The following is a 16404-nucleotide window of genomic DNA, read 5'->3' as shown; positions in this document are numbered from 1 at the left end:
CTGGCTTACACTTAGAGACAACGTCTCACCTAAGGGGTTGATCATGACAGAGCTGGCGCGGTTGAAGTTCTATGCCACTCAACCCCACTCCTGCAGCTACCTGCCGGATGAACAGGCGACCACGCTGTTCCTCGACCCGAGCCAGCCGATGGACGTGCACATCTACGCCGACCTGTCGGAAATGGGCTTTCGCCGCAGCGGCGACCACCTTTATCGCCCGCATTGCCAGCAATGCAACGCCTGCGTGCCGGCGCGCATCCCGGCGGCGCGCTTCATTCCCAACCGCCAGCAGCGGCGCATCCTCAAGCGCAATGCCGACCTGACCGTCACTGCCGCCCGCCCGTCCTTCAAGGAAGAATACTTCGACCTGTACCGGCGCTATATCGAGCAACGCCACGCCGACGGCGACATGTACCCGCCCAGCCGCGACCAGTTCTCCACCTTCCTGGTCCGCGACCTGCCGTTCTGCTGGTTCTACGAGTTCCGCCTGGAGGGCCGGCTGCTGGCCGTGGCGGTGTGCGACCTGCTGCCCAACGGCCTGTCGGCGGTGTACACCTTCTATGAACCCGAGGAGGAACGCCGCAGCCTGGGGCGCTACGCCATCCTCTGGCAGATCACCGAGGCCCTGCGCCAGGACCTCGAGGCGGTGTACCTCGGTTACTGGATCAAGAACTGCAAGAAGATGAACTACAAGACCCAGTACCGCCCCATCGAACTGCTGATCAACCAGCGCTGGGTCAGCCTCAACTGAAAGACATTGGCTTGAAACACAAATTTCGGGCATAATCCACGCCACTTTTTTGCCCGGTGCAGTCGTGCGTCGGGCCATCACTGGATACCGAGGGCTTTACTGCATGTCGAAAGAAGACAGCTTCGAAATGGAAGGCACTGTCGTCGACACCCTGCCCAACACCATGTTCCGCGTGGAGTTGGAAAACGGGCACGTCGTTACCGCGCACATCTCTGGCAAGATGCGCAAGAACTACATCCGTATTCTCACTGGCGACAAGGTCCGCGTCGAACTGACGCCGTACGACCTGAGCAAGGGCCGCATCACCTACCGTGCGCGCTAAGCTCAAGCCATGAAAAAGCCCGGCCAATGTGCCGGGCTTTTTTGTGGGCGCTGAAAAGCATCGCGGGGCAAGCCCGCTCCACGCCAGTTTCTGCTGGCGTGGGAGCGGCGGTGCGCCGATGCGACTTGCCCCGCGATGGTCGTTACGCGACCTCGGCCGTGGTCTCGTAATCGAACACCAGCTCGCCATCGCGCAGGTCGATGTGCACCACGCCACCGTGCTCGGCCAGCTCGCCGAACAGGATCTCCTCGGCCAGCGGCCGCTTGATCTTGTCCTGGATCAGCCGCGCCATCGGCCGCGCGCCCATCTGCACGTCGTAGCCCGAGGCCGCCAGCCAGCCGCGGGCGGCGTCGGTGACCTCCAGCAGCACACGCTTGTCTTCCAGCTGCGCCTGCAGTTCGATGAGGAACTTGTCGACGATGCTCTTGATCGTCTCGTGGGACAGGCGGCCGAACTGGATGATGGTGTCCAGGCGGTTGCGGAACTCCGGCGTGAAGCTCTTGCGGATGACCTCCATCGCATCGGACGAGTGGTCCTGGTGGGTGAAGCCGATCGAGGCCCGCGCGGCGGTTTCGGCGCCGGCGTTGGTGGTCATGATCAGGATCACGTTGCGGAAGTCCGCCTTGCGCCCGTTGTTGTCGGTCAGGGTGCCGTGGTCCATTACCTGCAGCAGCAGGTTGAAGACTTCCGGGTGGGCCTTCTCGATCTCGTCGAGCAGCAGCACGCAGTGCGGTTGCTTGGTGATGGCCTCGGTCAGCAGACCGCCCTGGTCGAACCCGACATAGCCGGGCGGCGCACCGATCAGGCGCGACACGGTGTGCCGCTCCATGTACTCGGACATGTCGAAGCGCACCAGTTCCACGCCCAGGGCCTTGGCCAGCTGGCGGGCGGCCTCGGTCTTGCCCACGCCGGTGGGGCCGGCGAACAGGAACGAGCCGACCGGCTTGTCCGGTGCCTTGAGGCCGGCACGGGACAGCTTGATGGCGGTGGCCAGCGAGTCGATCGCCGCATCCTGGCCGAACACGGTCAGCTTCAGGTCACGCTCGAGGTTGCGCAGCAGCTCCTTGTCGGAGCTGGTGACGTGCTTCGGCGGAATCCGCGCGATCTTGGCGACGATGTCCTCGACCTGCGGCACGTCGATGCGCTTGACCCGATTGGCTTCCGGCTGCAGGCGCTGGTAGGCGCCAGCCTCGTCGATCACGTCGATGGCCTTGTCCGGCATGTGCCGGTCATTGATGTAGCGCGAGGCCAGTTCGGCGGCGGCGCGCAGGGCCTCGTCGCTGTACTCGATGTTGTGGTGGCTCTCGAAGCGGCCCTTGAGCCCGCGCAGGATACCCACGGTGTCCTCCACCGACGGTTCGGTGACGTCGACCTTCTGGAAGCGCCGCGCCAGGGCGCGATCCTTCTCGAAGATGCCGCGGAACTCCTGGAAGGTGGTGGAACCGATGCAACGGATCTCACCGGATGACAACAGTGGCTTGAGCAGGTTGGACGCATCCATCACACCACCGGAAGCCGCGCCGGCGCCGATGATGGTGTGGATCTCGTCGATGAACAGGATGGCCTGCGGACGTTTTTTCAGCTCGCCGAGCAGCGCCTTGAAGCGCTTTTCGAAGTCGCCGCGGTACTTGGTACCTGCCAACAGCGCGCCCAGATCGAGCGAGTAGACCACGCTCTGTGCCAGCAGGTCGGGCACCTGGCCATCGACAATGCGCTTGGCCAGGCCTTCGGCGATGGCGGTCTTGCCCACGCCGGCCTCACCGACCAGCAGCGGGTTGTTCTTGCGCCGGCGGGCGAGGATCTGCGCCACGCGCTCGACTTCCTGCTCACGCCCGACCAACGGGTCGATGCGCCCGGCCCGGGCCAGTTCGTTGAGGTTGCTGGCATAGGCGTCCAGCGGGTTGCTGGAAGACGACGCTTCGCCGCCCTCCTCGTCCTGCATGTCCTGCTCGCTCTCGCTGTGCGAACCGTGGCCCGGCACCTTGCTGATGCCGTGGGCGATGTAGTTGACGACGTCGATGCGCGCCACGCTCTGCTGCTTGAGCAGGAACACCGCCTGGCTTTCCTGTTCGCTGAAGATCGCCACCAGCACGTTGGCGCCGGTCACTTCGCGCTTGCCGGAACTCTGCACGTGGAACACGGCACGCTGCAGCACACGCTGGAAGCCCAGGGTCGGTTGCGTCTCGCGGTCCTCGTCATGCACGGGGATCAGCGGGGTGGTCGAATCGATGAACTCCTGCAGGTCGTGCTTGAGTTTGTCGAGATTGGCGCCACAGGCGCGCAGAACGGTCGCGGCAGCCTCATTGTCAAGGAGTGCCAGCAGCAGATGTTCGACGGTCATGAACTCATGACGCTTCGAACGAGCCTCCTTGAAGGCCAGATTGAGGGTGACTTCGAGCTCGCGGTTTAACATAGCTTCACCTCATACCCAAGTGGTCGGCGATTAACCGTCCTTCTCGATTTCACAGAGTAGCGGATGCTGGCTTTCCCTGGCGTATTGGTTGACCTGCATGGCCTTTGTCTCGGCGATGTCACGGGTAAACAATCCGCATACTGCCCGTCCTTCGGTATGGACGGTCAGCATGATCTTCGTTGCCAGCTCGCGGTTCAGATTGAAGAACGTCTCGAGCACTTCGACGACGAAATCCATTGGCGTGTAGTCATCGTTGAACAAAACCACCTTGTACATCGGTGGCGCCTGCAGGATCGGCTTGGCCTCCTGGACCGCAAGGCCGGCGCCATCGTCCTCATGCCCGTCCTCGTTCGACTGCGGGCGATCCTGATTGAATGTTAGTCGAATCTCACTGGGTACATGCATGGAAAGAATTTCATCATGAGCGACAGGTTAAGGTTGTGGGTTGACCGCGCAGGCCACTTCCGGCGCGGGCGCCGGCTGACCTTGACTATCGGCAAAACGGTGTTACAACCAATAAGAACCCACCGTGGTCGATAAAGATCCGCGCAGTCAACCAGATTTTCTCGCAAGGTTCGTATGCGGATGAAGTGGATGATACTCCAGTGATGGAGTCCTTTGCAGAGGGACATAGGGATGGCAAGCGGTAAAGTCAAGTGGTTCAACAATGCCAAGGGCTACGGATTCATCAACGAGGACGGCAAGACTGATGATCTGTTCGCCCATTATTCAGCGATCCAGATGGACGGTTACAAGACGCTGAAAGCAGGCCAAGCCGTGAACTTCGAGATCATCCAGGGCCCCAAAGGGCTGCACGCGACCGACATCAGAAGCGCCACCAGCAGCGTCCAGGCCAGCGCGACGAACCCGGGCAACACCGTCGAAGTCTGATCCCCGACCTGCCTGCCGGTAAACGAAAAAACCGGTCGCCCCTTTAATAAAAGACGCGACCGGTTTTTTTGCCCCGCTTACATGTGCTTGATCAGCGCCTCGCCAAAGCCCGAGCTACCGACCAGGGTCGCGCCGTCCATCAGGCGCTCGAAGTCGTAGGTCACGGTCTTGGCCGCGATGGCGCCATTGGTGCCCTTGATGATCAAGTCGGCCGCCTCGGTCCAGCCCATGTGCCGCAACATCATTTCGGCCGACAGAATCACCGACCCCGGGTTGACCTGGTCCTTGCCGGCGTACTTCGGCGCGGTGCCGTGGGTGGCCTCGAACATGGCCACGGTGTCCGACAGGTTGGCCCCCGGCGCGATGCCGATCCCGCCCACTTCCGCCGCCAGGGCGTCGGACAGGTAGTCGCCGTTGAGGTTGAGGGTGGCGATCACATCGTACTCGGCCGGACGCAGCAGGATCTGCTGGAGCATGGCGTCGGCGATGGCATCCTTGACGACCACCTCACGGCCGGTTCTCGGGTTCCTGAACTTCATCCACGGGCCGCCATCGAGCAGCTCGGCGCCGAACTCGTCGCGCGCCACCTCGTAGCCCCAATCCTTGAAGGCCCCTTCGGTGAATTTCATGATGTTGCCCTTGTGCACCAGGGTCAGCGACTTGCGGTCGTTGTCCACCACATACTGCAACGCCTTGCGTACCAGGCGCTTGGTGCCCTCCTTCGAGACCGGCTTGACGCCGATGCCGCAGTCCTGGTCGAAGCGGATCTTGGTGACGCCCATCTCCTCCTTGAGGAACTTGATCACCTTGTTCGCCTCGGGCGAGCCGGCCTTCCACTCGATGCCGGCATAGATGTCCTCGGAGTTCTCGCGGAAGATCACCATGTCGACGTCACCCGGCTTTTTCACCGGGCTCGGCACGCCCTGGAACCAGACCACCGGACGCAGGCACACATAAAGGTCGAGCTGCTGGCGCAGGGCCACGTTGAGCGAACGGATGCCGCCACCGACCGGGGTGGTCAACGGCCCCTTGATCGACACGACATAATCCTTTACCGCATCCAGGGTCTCCTGGGGCAACCAGGTGTCCTGGTCGTAGACCTGGGTGGCTTTCTCGCCGGCGTACACTTCCATCCAGGCAATCTTGCGCTTGCCGCCGTAGGCTTTCTGCACGGCGGCATCAACCACCTTGATCATCACCGGCGAGACATCCACGCCGATACCGTCGCCTTCGATGTAGGGAATGATGGGGTTGTCGGGAACATTGAGCGAATGGTCTGCATTGACGGTGATCTTGGCACCATCAGACGGAACCTTGATTTTCTGGTATCCCATGCTGCACTACTCCGCTTTTCCTGGTGTGATTGGAAATCGTGCGATCCACTGAGCCTAAACCACATCTGCCGACCTGCAAGGTACGCTCGCCGATCTGGATCGCCATCCCTGCAAGCACCACGTGGGAGCGGGCTTGCCCCGCGAACACCGGCGAAGCCGGTGCCACGCACTGCGGCGCACGCATCGCGGGTCAAGCCCGCTCCCACGTCGACCACCAAAGAACTGGGTGTGTTTCACCGCCCAAGCCTGCGGCAACACGCCACATTGCTCCTACGTCTTTGGTCTTATAAATGCGCTGATACCACTTCGCCTTGCTGAATAGCCCAAAGGGTTTGATATACTCCGGCGCGACCATAGGGTCATCGGGGCGAACCCTAGGAAAATGCGGCTCGCCCTTGGTCATGAATGACCACAAAGCCTGGGTTGTTACCGCGGCCCAGCACTTGACGCTCGACTGATGCATCCACCATCACCGCTCGCAGCCTCTCGACTTTCCGCTCATGGCGTCGCCAGGGCGAAGCGCCTACCCTGCGCACCTCGAGACTCGAGTACGCTCAGCACATAGAGAGTTAACCCGCATGCCCACCCGTTCCAAGATCATCTACACCTTCACCGACGAAGCCCCCGCCCTCGCCACCTACTCGCTGCTGCCGATCGTCGAGGCCTTCACCGCTTCGGCCGATATCGCCGTCGAAACCCGCGACATCTCCCTGGCCGGCCGTATCCTTGCCGCCTTCCCGGAGCAACTGGGCGCAGGTAAGCAGGTAGGCGATCACCTGGCGGAACTGGGCCAGCTGGCCACCACCCCTGAAGCCAACATCATCAAGCTGCCGAACATCTCCGCATCGGTTCCACAGCTGAAGGCCGCGATCAAGGAGCTGCAAGCCAAGGGCTTCAACATCCCCGACTACGCCGACGAGCCAGCCAGCGCCGAGGAAAAAGAATCCCGCGCCCGCTACGACCGCATCAAGGGCAGCGCCGTGAACCCGGTCCTGCGCGAAGGCAACTCCGACCGCCGCGCCCCGCTGTCGGTCAAGAACTACGCCCGCAAGCACCCGCACAAGATGGGCGCCTGGGCCGCCGACTCCAAGTCGCACGTTGCCCACATGACCCAGGGCGACTTCTACGGCAGCGAAAAAGCCGCGCTGATCGAGGCTGACGACAGCCTGCGCATCGAACTGGTCGGTAAAGACGGCAGCACCACCGTCCTGAAAGAAAAAACCGCAGTCAAGGCCGCCGAAGTCATCGACTGCGCCACCCTGAGCCGCAAGGCCCTGAAAGCCTTCATCGCCGAGCAGATCGCCGATGCCAAGGCCTCCGGCGTGCTGCTGTCGGTGCACCTGAAAGCCACCATGATGAAGGTCTCCGACCCGATCATGTTCGGCGTGATCGTCGAAGAGTTCTACAACGACGTGCTGGCCAAGCACGCCGCCGCCCTGGCCGAAGTCGGCTTCAACGCCAACAACGGCATCGGCGACCTGTACGCCCGCATCAAGGACCTGCCTGCTGAAAAGCAAGCCGAGATCGAAGCCGACATCCAGGCCCTGTACGCCGTTCGCCCGGCCCTGGCCATGGTCAATTCGGACAAGGGCATCACCAACCTGCACGTACCGAGCGACGTCATCGTCGACGCCTCGATGCCTGCGATGATCCGCGACTCGGGCAAGATGTGGAACACCGCCGGTGAACTGCAGGACGCCAAGGCGATCATCCCGGACCGCTGCTACGCCGGCATCTACCAGGCCACCATCGAAGACTGCAAGGCCAACGGCGCCTTCGACCCGACCACCATGGGCAGCGTGCCGAACGTCGGCCTGATGGCGCAAAAAGCCGAAGAATACGGTTCCCACGACAAGACCTTCCAGATCAAGGCCGACGGCGTCGTGCGCGTGGTCGATGGCAAGGGCCAGGTCGTGCTGGAGCAGAACGTCGAAGCCGGTGACATCTTCCGCATGTGCCAGACCAAGGACGCGCCGATCCAGGACTGGGTCAAGCTGGCCGTCAACCGCGCCCGCCTGAGCAACACCCCGGCGGTGTTCTGGCTGGACCCGGCCCGCGCCCACGACGGCGTGATGATCGAGAAGGTGCAACAGTACCTTAAGGATCACGACACCTCCGGCCTGGACATCCGCATCCTGGCCCCGGTCGACGCCATCAAGTTCTCCCTGGCCCGCATCCGCGAAGGCAAGGACACCATCTCGGTGACCGGCAACGTGCTGCGCGACTACCTGACCGACCTGTTCCCGATCATGGAGCTGGGCACCAGCGCCAAGATGCTGTCGATCGTCCCGCTGATGAACGGCGGTGGCCTGTTCGAGACCGGCGCCGGCGGTTCGGCACCGAAGCACGTGCAGCAGCTGGTCGAAGAGAACTTCCTGCGCTGGGACTCGCTGGGTGAGTTCCTGGCCCTGGCCGCCTCCCTGGAGCACCTGGGCAACACCTACGACAACCCGCGCGCCAAGGTCCTGGCCAACACCCTGGACCAGGCTACCGGCAAGTTCCTCGACACCAACAAGTCGCCTTCGCGCAAGGTCGGCGGTATCGACAACCGTGGCAGCCACTTCTACCTGACCCTGTACTGGGCAGAAGCACTGGCCGCCCAAACCGACGACGCCGCCCTGCAGGCGCGCTTCGCCCCGCTGGCCAAGACCCTGAGCGAGAACGAGGCGACCATCGTCGCCGAGCTCAACGCCGTCCAGGGCAAGCCGGCCGACATCGGTGGCTACTACGCCCCGGATGCCGAGCTGACCGCCAAGGTGATGCGCCCAAGCCAGACCCTGAACAGCGCCATTGCCGCCCTGTAAGGTTCGCTTGACGTAACAGCACAGACCCCGGCCACGCACCGGGGTTTGTGCTTTCTGCAGCGCAGAAACGGCCCCTTGTAGGAGCGGCCTTGTGCCGCGAATGGGCTGCGAAGCGGCCCCGGATTTTCAGCTTCGCAACAAACATTGCCGGGGCCGCCTTGCGGCCCATTCGCGGCACAAGGCCGCTCCTACAAGGCCCGCGCCTACCATAGGAATCGCACATGACCTGGCAACCCCACATCACCGTCGCCACCATCGTCGAACACGACGGCAAGTTCCTCTTCGTCGAGGAATTCAAGGCCGGCCAGCACGTACTCAATCAACCCGCTGGCCACCTCGAAGCCAACGAAACCATCGCCCAGGCGGCCCTGCGCGAAACCCTCGAGGAAACCGCCTGGGAGGTCGAGCTCACCGGCGTGGTCGGCATCTACCTCTATACCGCCCCGAGCAACGGCGTCACCTACCAGCGCATCTGCTTCGCCGCCCGCCCCGTGCGCCATCACGCTGACCTGGCGCTGGACAGCGACATTGTCCGCGCCGTCTGGCTGACCCGCGACGAACTGCTGGCCGAGCCGTCGCGCTGGCGCAGCGAGCTGGTACCGCGCTGCCTCGACGACTACCTCGCAGGCCCGCTGCATAGCCTCGATCTGCTGCGCGACTGACGCCAGCCCGCGGGTTTGATAGAATCGGCGTTTTTCCCCTCTGATACACACCGGTAGCCATGACCAGCCCAGCACTCAAAGACCCCGCCAAGACCCGCGTCATCGTCGGCATGTCCGGCGGCGTGGACTCTTCCGTCTCCGCCCTTCTGCTCATCGAGCAGGGCTACCAGGTGGAAGGTCTGTTCATGAAGAACTGGGAAGAGGACGACGGCACCGAATACTGCACCGCCCGCGAAGACCTGGCCGACGCCCAGGCCGTGTGCGACCGCATCGGCATCAAGCTGCACACCGCCAACTTCGCCGCCGAATACTGGGACAACGTGTTCGAGCACTTCCTCGAAGAGTACAAGGCCGGCCGCACGCCCAACCCGGACATCCTCTGCAACCGCGAGATCAAGTTCAAGGCGTTCCTCGACTACGCCCTGTCCCTGGGCGCCGACCTGATCGCCACCGGCCACTACGTGCGCCGCCGCGATACCGGCGAGCTGACCGAGCTGCTCAAGGGCCTGGACCCGAACAAGGACCAGAGCTACTTCCTGCACGCCGTCGGCGGCAAGGAGATCGCCCGCACCCTGTTCCCGGTCGGCGAACTGGAAAAGCCCGAGGTACGGGCCATCGCCGAGAAACACGGCCTGGCCACCGCCAAGAAGAAGGACTCCACCGGTATCTGCTTCATCGGCGAGCGCCGCTTCAGCGATTTCCTCAAGCAGTACCTGCCGGCCCAGCCCGGCGAGATCCAGACCACCGAAGGTGAAGTGATCGGCCAGCACCATGGCCTGATGTACCACACCATAGGCCAGCGCCAGGGCCTGGGCATCGGTGGCCTGAAAGACGCCGGCGACGAGCCGTGGTACGTGCTGGAGAAAGACCTCTCGCGCAACGTGCTGGTGGTCGGCCAGGGCAACGAGCACCCGTGGCTGTTCTCCCGCGCCCTGCTGGCCTCGGAGATCTTCTGGGTCAACCCGATCGACCTGTCCAGCCCGCGCCGCCTGACCGCCAAGGTGCGCTACCGCCAGGGCGACCAGCAGTGCACCCTGGAACGCACCGAAAGCGGCTACCGCGCCGTGTTCGACGAGCCGCAGCGCGCCGTGACCCCGGGTCAGTCGGTGGTGTTCTACGACGGCGAGGTGTGCCTGGGCGGCGGCGTGATTGAAACCGCCGAGCCGTGGAGCCCGCGCCGATGAACAACCTCCAGGAGCAGTTGATCGCCCTGGGCGGCGTGTTCCAGGCCGCGGTGCTGGTCGACCGCATCGCCCGCACCGGCCAGGCCAGCGAAGCCAATATCGGCTGCATGCTCGGCAGCCTGCTGGTGCGCGACCCGAAGGACACCCTGGAGGTGTTCGGCGGCGACGACCTCAACCTGCGCGACGGCTACCGCGCGCTGGTCGGCGCCCTGGAGCGCGACCCCAGCAGCCTGCAACGCGAACCGCTGCGCTATGCCCTGTCGATGCTGGGCCTGGAACGCCAGTTGAACAAGCGTGGCGACCTGCTCGACACGATCGGCAACCGCCTGCCGCAGATCCAGTCCCAGGCCGAGCATTTCGGCCTGGTTCACGAAAACGTCATCGCTTCCAGCGGAGCCTTGTATCAGGACACCCTGAGCACCTTGCGCCAGCGTATCCAGGTGCACGGCGACATGCGTTTCCTGCAGCAGGCCAGCAATGCCTCGAAGATCCGCGCCCTGCTGCTGGCCGGCATCCGTGCCGCGCGCCTGTGGCGACAGCTGGGCGGACACCGCTGGCAACTGGTGTTCAGCCGGCGCAAGTTGCTCAATGAACTGTACGGGATGATGCGTACCGCTGATTGAAACTGCGCCCTGTGTAGGAGCGGCCTTGTGCCGCGAAAGGGCTGCGCAGCAGCCCCGGCAATCTGTGCCGGGGCGAAGGTTCTGGGGCCGCTGCGCGCCCCTTTCGCGGCACAAGGCCGCTCCTACACAGGGTATTGCGACATGATTCACAGGCCCGACCTTTGGTCAGCCACCCGACTCGGGCGCGTTTTTCATGTATGATATGCGCCCTTCCAAAAGCCTGACTGTCCGAGAACACCCCATGCAGCTCTCCTCGCTCACTGCGGTTTCCCCTGTAGACGGCCGTTATGCCGGCAAAACCCAGGCCTTGCGCCCCATCTTCAGCGAATTCGGCCTGATCCGTTTCCGCGCCCTGGTCGAAGTGCGCTGGCTGCAGCGCCTGGCCGCCCACCCGCAGATCGGCGAAGTGCCGGCGTTCTCCGCCGAAGCCAACGCCGTGCTGGACAGCCTGGCCACCGATTTCAAGCTCGAGCACGCCGAACGCGTCAAGGAAATCGAGCGCACCACCAACCACGACGTCAAGGCCATCGAGTACCTGCTCAAGGAGCAAGCGGCTCAACTGCCTGAGCTGGCCAAGGTCAGCGAGTTCATCCACTTCGCCTGCACCAGCGAGGACATCAACAACCTGTCCCACGCCCTGATGCTGCGCGCTGGCCGTGACGATGTGCTGCTGCCGCTGATGCGCCAGATCGCCGAATCCATCCGCGCCCTGGCCCACGCCCACGCCGACGTGCCGATGCTGTCGCGCACCCACGGCCAGCCGGCTTCGCCGACCACCCTGGGCAAAGAGCTGGCCAACGTCGTCTACCGCCTGGAGCGCCAGATCGCCCAGGTGGCCGCCGTGCCGCTGCTGGGCAAGATCAACGGCGCCGTGGGCAACTACAACGCCCACCTGTCGGCCTACTCGCAGATCGACTGGGAGGCCAACGCACGCGCCTTCATCGAGGACGAACTGGGCCTGGTGTTCAACCCCTACACCACCCAGATCGAGCCGCACGACTACATCGCCGAGCTGTTCGACGCCATCGCCCGCTTCAACACCATCCTCATCGACTTCGACCGTGACGTCTGGGGCTACATCTCGCTGGGCTACTTCAAGCAGAAGACCGTCGCTGGCGAAATCGGCTCCTCGACCATGCCGCACAAGGTCAACCCGATCGACTTCGAGAACTCCGAAGGCAACCTGGGGATCGCCAACGCACTGTTCCAGCACCTGGCCAGCAAGCTGCCGATCTCGCGCTGGCAGCGCGACCTGACCGACTCCACCGTGCTGCGCAACCTGGGCGTGGGCTTCGCCCACAGCGTCATCGCCTATGAAGCCAGCCTGAAGGGCATCGGCAAGCTGGAAGTCAACGCCGCCCGCATCGCCGCCGACCTGGACGCCTGCTGGGAAGTCCTGGCCGAGCCGATCCAGACCGTGATGCGCCGCTTCAACATCGAGAACCCCTACGAGAAGCTCAAGGAGCTGACCCGTGGCAAGGGCATCACCCCTGAAGCGCTGCTGACCTTCATCGACGGCCTGGACATGCCGGCCGAAGCCAAGGCCGAGCTCAAGCAACTGACTCCTGCCACCTACATCGGCAACGCGGTAGCCCAGGCCAAACGCATCTGACCTGCGCCCCGCGCCTAACGCCCGGCCTGGCCGGGCGTTTTTATTCCCGTACGAAAACCAAGTTTTTTCAATAGGTTGAACATGAATTCTGATACTCCACTGCAACTGCTGGGCGGCCTGACGGCCCGTGAATTCCTGCGCGACTACTGGCAGAAGAAGCCACTGCTGGTACGTCAGGCCTTCCCCGACTTCATCAGCCCCATCGACGCCGACGAACTGGCCGGCCTGGCCCTGGAAGAAGAAGTCGAGTCGCGCCTGGTGCTCGAGCACGGCGAGCGCCCGTGGGAGCTGCGTCGCGGCCCGTTCGCCGAGGACGCCTTCGCCGACCTGCCCGAGCGCGACTGGACCCTGCTGGTGCAGGCGGTTGACCAGTTCGTGCCGGAAGTCGCCGAGCTGCTAGAAGAGTTCCGTTTCCTGCCCAGCTGGCGCATCGACGATGTGATGATCAGCTACGCGGCGCCCGGCGGCAGCGTCGGCCCGCACTTCGACAACTACGACGTATTCCTGTTGCAGGGCGACGGCACGCGCAACTGGAAAGTCGGGCAGATGTGCAACAGCGACAGCGCGCTGATCGACCACGCCGACCTGCGTATCCTGGCCGACTTCGAGCAGAGCGAGGAGTGGACCCTGGAGCCGGGCGACATGCTCTACCTGCCGCCGCGCCTGGCCCACTACGGCGTTGCCGAGAGCGAGTGCCTGACCTACTCGGTGGGCTTCCGCGCCCCGAGCGCCGCCGAAGTGCTGACCCACTTCACCGACTTCCTCGGCCAGTTCCTGCCCGATGAAGAGCGCTACAGCGACGCCGACGCCCAGCCGGTCAGCGACCCGCACCAGATCCAGCATGATGCCCTCGACCGCCTCAAGGCGCTGATCGACAAGCACATGGCCGACAAGGACCTGCTGCTGACCTGGTTCGGCCAGTTCATGACCGAGCCGCGTTATCCCGAGCAGGTTGTCGGTGAAGAGCTGAGCGAGCAGGACCTGATCAACTATCTCGAACAGGGCGCCGTGCTGATCCGCAACCCAAGCGCACGCATGGCCTGGTCCGAGCTCAACGACGACCTGATGCTGTTCGCCAGCGGGCGCAGTTGCCCGCTGCCAGCCAAACTGCGCGAACTGCTTAAGCTGGTGTGCGCCGCCGATGCCTTGCACATCGACAACCTTGGCCAGTGGCTGCAGGACGAAGACGGTCTGATGCTGGTACAACAGCTGGTCATGCAAGGCAGCCTGGGATTCGCCGATGAATAAGATCAGTGTTCGACTGGCCGACTGGCACAAGGACAACGCCGACATCCACCGCATCCGCAGCGCCGTGTTCGTCGCCGAGCAGCACGTGCCGCCGGAGCTGGAATTCGACGCAGAAGACCCGACCGCCGTGCACTTCCTGGCCATGGAGGGCGACTACCCGATCGGTACCGCCCGCCTGCTGCCCGACGGCACGATTGGCCGGGTCTCGGTGCTCAAGGACTGGCGCGGCCTGAACGTGGGCGACGCGCTGATGCGCGCGGTGATCATCGAGGCGCAGAACCGCGACCTCAAGCAGCAGATGCTCAGCGCCCAGGTACACGCCACGCCGTTCTACGAGCGCCTGGGGTTCCGCGTGGTCAGCGAGGAGTTCCTCGAGGCCGGCATCCCGCACGTGGACATGGTTCGCGACTCGCGCGAGATGGCCTGAGCCACCAGGTTGGCTGCCTACTCTTTGTAGGAGCGGCCTTGTGCCGCGAAAGGGCTGCATAGCAGCCCCAGGATTTCAGCGTTGGCGCAAAGATCGCCGGGGCCGCTATGCGGCCCTTTCGCGGCACAAGGCCGCTCCTACAGGGTTACGCCCGCCCCCTCAGGCAATCACGATCTGCCCATCCCCCACCCCCTGAGCAGAGATCCCCACCAGCGTCACGCTGTCCCCGCCGAACTTCAGCACCAGGTCATCGCCAACCTGGCTGGCATGGGCACGCCAGTCCGGCGTCGCCGTACCACCATCCACACCGATGAACACCAGCCGGTCCTGCCCGGTGAAGTCCAGCACCCGGTCCTGGCCGAAATGCTCACTGAACAGGAAGGTGTCGCGCCCCGCGCCGCCAATGAGCACATCGTTGCCCGCGCCACCCACCAGCACGTCATTGCCGGCGCCGCCCTGCAGCCGATCGTCACCGCCGAGGCCGAACAACCATTGGCCCTGATTGCCCGCCACCAGCTGATCGCCGGCCTGGGTACCATTGAGCGAGGACGCATAGGGCGTGACCTTGCCGCTCTCGAACAGACCTTGCGCCGCCACCCCGTGGCTGACCTCCTTGCTGAAGATCAGCAGGCTCGACTCCTTGCTCACCAGGTTCTCGACATTGCGCACCAGGCTGATGCCGCCCTGGGCGTCGCGCACGTACAGCGTGCCCTCGCCGTCCCGGGCGATGCTCAGATTGGCCAGGGCGTCCTGCAGCTTCAGGGTGTCATGACCGGCGCCGCCATCGATCAGGTTGAAGCCGCCGTCATCGCGGAAGGTGTCGTTGCCGGCCCGCCCTTCGAGGTAGTCGTTGCCGCGCCCGCCATGGATCAGATCGTCCTGCTCTGAGCCGATGAGGAAGGTGCTGCCCTTGTGCGGCTCGGCATTGCGGTTGAGGTCCTCGACCCAGGTCGAGCCACGGGTGACATCGGACAGGTTGCTGACCACGATGGTCGAGTCGCGGCTGGTCCATTGATAGAACGACGAGCCCAGCACCCGGCCAAGGCCATCGGCATAGGCCGTCGGCAGGTGCGACAGCCAGGTGGCGATGTTGCCAATGGAGAACGGCAGCAGGTTCCAGGCGTCGGAGGCATAGTGGTCGTTGAAGTTGACGATGTTGTTGGTGGCCGACGCCTTGGCACCATCGTGCACGCCCAGAGTGCCCCAGGTCGCCGAGGTGCCGTCGAGCACGCGGAACACCGGATCGTTCTCGTAGCCGATATTGAGCACCTTGCCGGCGTCGGCGGCCTGGGTCGGCGAGGCGAAGGCGACGTAGCGCGCATCCTGGTAGAAACCGCCCCAGCGCGAGCCACTCAGGTCGGCCAGGCTGTTGACCGCCAGGCCGCCGAGGCTGTGACCACTGACGGTGACATCGGCGCCGCTCAGGCCATTGGCCTTGGCAAAGGCCGCCACATCGGCGAGCAGTTGCCCGAATGCGTTACCGGCGTAGTCACGGGCATAGCCGGCCGGGCCGATCGCCGCCAGCAGGTCGTTGATGGCATCGCCGATGGTGTCGCCCAGCAGGTTCTCGCGCGGGCCGCTGGTGCCGCGGAAGGCGATGCCGATGCCGCTGAGCTGGCCGGCGGCATCGTAGCGGCCGAGGATTTCCACCTGCGCCGAGGTGTAGCCCGGCGCTTCGCCGTGGAAGGTGCCACGGCCGTCGGTCTTGCCCTGGTAGCCCAGCTGCGCCGCGCTGATCGGCGTCCAGCCGGCGGCCTTGACCTGGGCCAGGGCGCGGGCTTCGGAGTCGGGGTTCCAGGGGATGCCGGGGATCACGCCCTGGCTGTCGGTGCCGCCGATCAGCGCCTTGACCAGGGTGGCCGGCAGGCCCAGACCGAAGCCGTACTTCTGGTAGCCGGCGCTGAAGCCATCGTCGATACCATGGTAGGCATAGGTGGCCAGGGCCATGGCATCTTTATAGAGCGAGGAAGAGGCAGTGCTGTCGAGCTGTCGGTAATCGAAAACGGGCATTGGTTTACATCCCTGTTGTTATTGTAGGAAGGACACCCCAGCGACATCGTCCAGTGACACGACTGGCGGGCGAAAGGCAAAGCTGGCACGCATTTGCCGACTCGTCCAACCCCAAGGGGTGGC

Annotated in this window: 14 protein-coding genes; 10 read left to right on the top strand and 4 right to left on the bottom strand. The window is 64.1% G+C overall.

Annotated elements, in window-relative coordinates:
• Positions 1 to 43: 43 nt before the first annotated feature.
• Both ACZ899_RS02870 and infA read left to right on the top strand, forming a co-directional pair.
• Positions 44 to 751, top strand: coding sequence for an arginyltransferase (locus ACZ899_RS02870; protein WP_234560761.1), 708 nt, complete (start codon positions 44 to 46; stop codon positions 749 to 751).
• Positions 752 to 854: 103 nt separating this feature from the next.
• The gene (infA, locus tag ACZ899_RS02865; protein WP_002553999.1) at positions 855 to 1073 is read left to right on the top strand and encodes a translation initiation factor IF-1; all 219 of its coding nucleotides are present in this window, start codon (positions 855 to 857) and stop codon (positions 1071 to 1073) included.
• Positions 1074 to 1215: 142 nt separating this feature from the next.
• Here the strand turns inward: infA and clpA are convergent, their stop codons facing one another.
• Both clpA and clpS read right to left on the bottom strand, forming a co-directional pair.
• Positions 1216 to 3486 (bottom strand): ATP-dependent Clp protease ATP-binding subunit ClpA, encoded by a 2271-nt coding sequence (gene clpA, locus ACZ899_RS02860; RefSeq protein WP_203652218.1) that lies wholly within the window; start codon positions 3484 to 3486, stop codon positions 1216 to 1218.
• Between the two features lie 30 nt (positions 3487 to 3516).
• The gene (gene clpS, locus ACZ899_RS02855) at positions 3517 to 3891 is read right to left on the bottom strand and encodes an ATP-dependent Clp protease adapter ClpS (protein ID WP_203652216.1); all 375 of its coding nucleotides are present in this window, start codon (positions 3889 to 3891) and stop codon (positions 3517 to 3519) included.
• Positions 3892 to 4122: 231 nt separating this feature from the next.
• Here clpS and cspD point away from each other — a divergent pair, with 231 nt between their 5' ends.
• Positions 4123 to 4377, top strand: a complete 255-nt coding sequence (gene cspD, locus ACZ899_RS02850) for a cold shock domain-containing protein CspD (protein WP_186716100.1) — start codon at positions 4123 to 4125, stop codon at positions 4375 to 4377.
• Between the two features lie 77 nt (positions 4378 to 4454).
• Here cspD and icd read toward each other — a convergent pair whose 3' ends face one another.
• Positions 4455 to 5711: an NADP-dependent isocitrate dehydrogenase gene (icd, locus tag ACZ899_RS02845; protein WP_203652214.1), complete on the bottom strand. Its 1257-nt coding sequence runs from the start codon at positions 5709 to 5711 to the stop codon at positions 4455 to 4457.
• Between the two features lie 578 nt (positions 5712 to 6289).
• On the opposite strand from icd, the gene ACZ899_RS02840 reads away from it, so the two are divergent.
• The 7 genes from ACZ899_RS02840 to ACZ899_RS02810 all read left to right on the top strand — a co-directional run bounded on the left by ACZ899_RS02840 (position 6290) and on the right by ACZ899_RS02810 (position 14271).
• Positions 6290 to 8515, top strand: a complete 2226-nt coding sequence (locus tag ACZ899_RS02840; protein ID WP_234560762.1) for an NADP-dependent isocitrate dehydrogenase — start codon at positions 6290 to 6292, stop codon at positions 8513 to 8515.
• 221 nt (positions 8516 to 8736) lie between these two features.
• Entirely contained in the window at positions 8737 to 9177 is a 441-nt protein-coding gene (locus ACZ899_RS02835) for an NUDIX hydrolase (protein WP_234560763.1), read from the top strand.
• Positions 9178 to 9236: 59 nt separating this feature from the next.
• Entirely contained in the window at positions 9237 to 10361 is a 1125-nt protein-coding gene (gene mnmA, locus ACZ899_RS02830; protein WP_234560764.1) for a tRNA 2-thiouridine(34) synthase MnmA, read from the top strand.
• On the top strand, positions 10358 to 10984 hold the full coding sequence (gene hflD, locus ACZ899_RS02825) for a high frequency lysogenization protein HflD (protein WP_203652209.1): 627 nt from the start codon (positions 10358 to 10360) through the stop codon (positions 10982 to 10984). Before mnmA ends, hflD begins: the two co-directional genes overlap by 4 nt.
• A gap of 241 nt (positions 10985 to 11225) precedes the next feature.
• On the top strand, positions 11226 to 12596 hold the full coding sequence (purB, locus tag ACZ899_RS02820; protein ID WP_062359667.1) for an adenylosuccinate lyase: 1371 nt from the start codon (positions 11226 to 11228) through the stop codon (positions 12594 to 12596).
• An 81-nt stretch (positions 12597 to 12677) separates the two neighbouring features.
• On the top strand, positions 12678 to 13844 hold the full coding sequence (locus ACZ899_RS02815) for a ribosomal protein uL16 3-hydroxylase (RefSeq protein ID WP_234560765.1): 1167 nt from the start codon (positions 12678 to 12680) through the stop codon (positions 13842 to 13844).
• Positions 13837 to 14271 (top strand): GNAT family N-acetyltransferase, encoded by a 435-nt coding sequence (locus tag ACZ899_RS02810; RefSeq protein WP_203652207.1) that lies wholly within the window; start codon positions 13837 to 13839, stop codon positions 14269 to 14271. The genes ACZ899_RS02815 and ACZ899_RS02810 overlap by 8 nt, the downstream gene beginning before the upstream one ends.
• Before the next feature lie 159 nt (positions 14272 to 14430).
• On the opposite strand, the gene ACZ899_RS02805 is transcribed toward ACZ899_RS02810, so the two are convergent.
• Positions 14431 to 16281 carry a polyurethane esterase gene (locus tag ACZ899_RS02805; protein WP_234560766.1) on the bottom strand — a complete coding sequence of 617 codons (1851 nt, stop codon included), beginning with the start codon at positions 16279 to 16281 and terminating at the stop codon, positions 14431 to 14433.
• Positions 16282 to 16404 lie beyond the last annotated feature (123 nt).

It is taken from the genome of Pseudomonas sp. TE31087 (genome assembly GCF_057284075.1).
Note: the sequence above shows the minus strand (reverse complement) of the source record. Positions and strands in the feature narration are given on the sequence as shown.

Bases quoted from the DNA above. Each gene is read 5' to 3' on its own strand.
- ACZ899_RS02870 (WP_234560761.1), top strand. From the start codon at position 44: ATGACAGAGCTGGCGCGGTTGAAGTTCTATGCCACTCAACCCCACTCC.
- infA (WP_002553999.1), top strand. From the start codon at position 855: ATGTCGAAAGAAGACAGCTTCGAAATGGAAGGCACTGTCGTCGACACC.
- clpA (WP_203652218.1), bottom strand. From the start codon at position 3,486: ATGTTAAACCGCGAGCTCGAAGTCACCCTCAATCTGGCCTTCAAGGAG.
- clpS (WP_203652216.1), bottom strand. From the start codon at position 3,891: ATGCATGTACCCAGTGAGATTCGACTAACATTCAATCAGGATCGCCCG.
- cspD (WP_186716100.1), top strand. From the start codon at position 4,123: ATGGCAAGCGGTAAAGTCAAGTGGTTCAACAATGCCAAGGGCTACGGA.
- icd (WP_203652214.1), bottom strand. From the start codon at position 5,711: ATGGGATACCAGAAAATCAAGGTTCCGTCTGATGGTGCCAAGATCACC.
- ACZ899_RS02840 (WP_234560762.1), top strand. From the start codon at position 6,290: ATGCCCACCCGTTCCAAGATCATCTACACCTTCACCGACGAAGCCCCC.
- ACZ899_RS02835 (WP_234560763.1), top strand. From the start codon at position 8,737: ATGACCTGGCAACCCCACATCACCGTCGCCACCATCGTCGAACACGAC.
- mnmA (WP_234560764.1), top strand. From the start codon at position 9,237: ATGACCAGCCCAGCACTCAAAGACCCCGCCAAGACCCGCGTCATCGTC.
- hflD (WP_203652209.1), top strand. From the start codon at position 10,358: ATGAACAACCTCCAGGAGCAGTTGATCGCCCTGGGCGGCGTGTTCCAG.
- purB (WP_062359667.1), top strand. From the start codon at position 11,226: ATGCAGCTCTCCTCGCTCACTGCGGTTTCCCCTGTAGACGGCCGTTAT.
- ACZ899_RS02815 (WP_234560765.1), top strand. From the start codon at position 12,678: ATGAATTCTGATACTCCACTGCAACTGCTGGGCGGCCTGACGGCCCGT.
- ACZ899_RS02810 (WP_203652207.1), top strand. From the start codon at position 13,837: ATGAATAAGATCAGTGTTCGACTGGCCGACTGGCACAAGGACAACGCC.
- ACZ899_RS02805 (WP_234560766.1), bottom strand. From the start codon at position 16,281: ATGCCCGTTTTCGATTACCGACAGCTCGACAGCACTGCCTCTTCCTCG.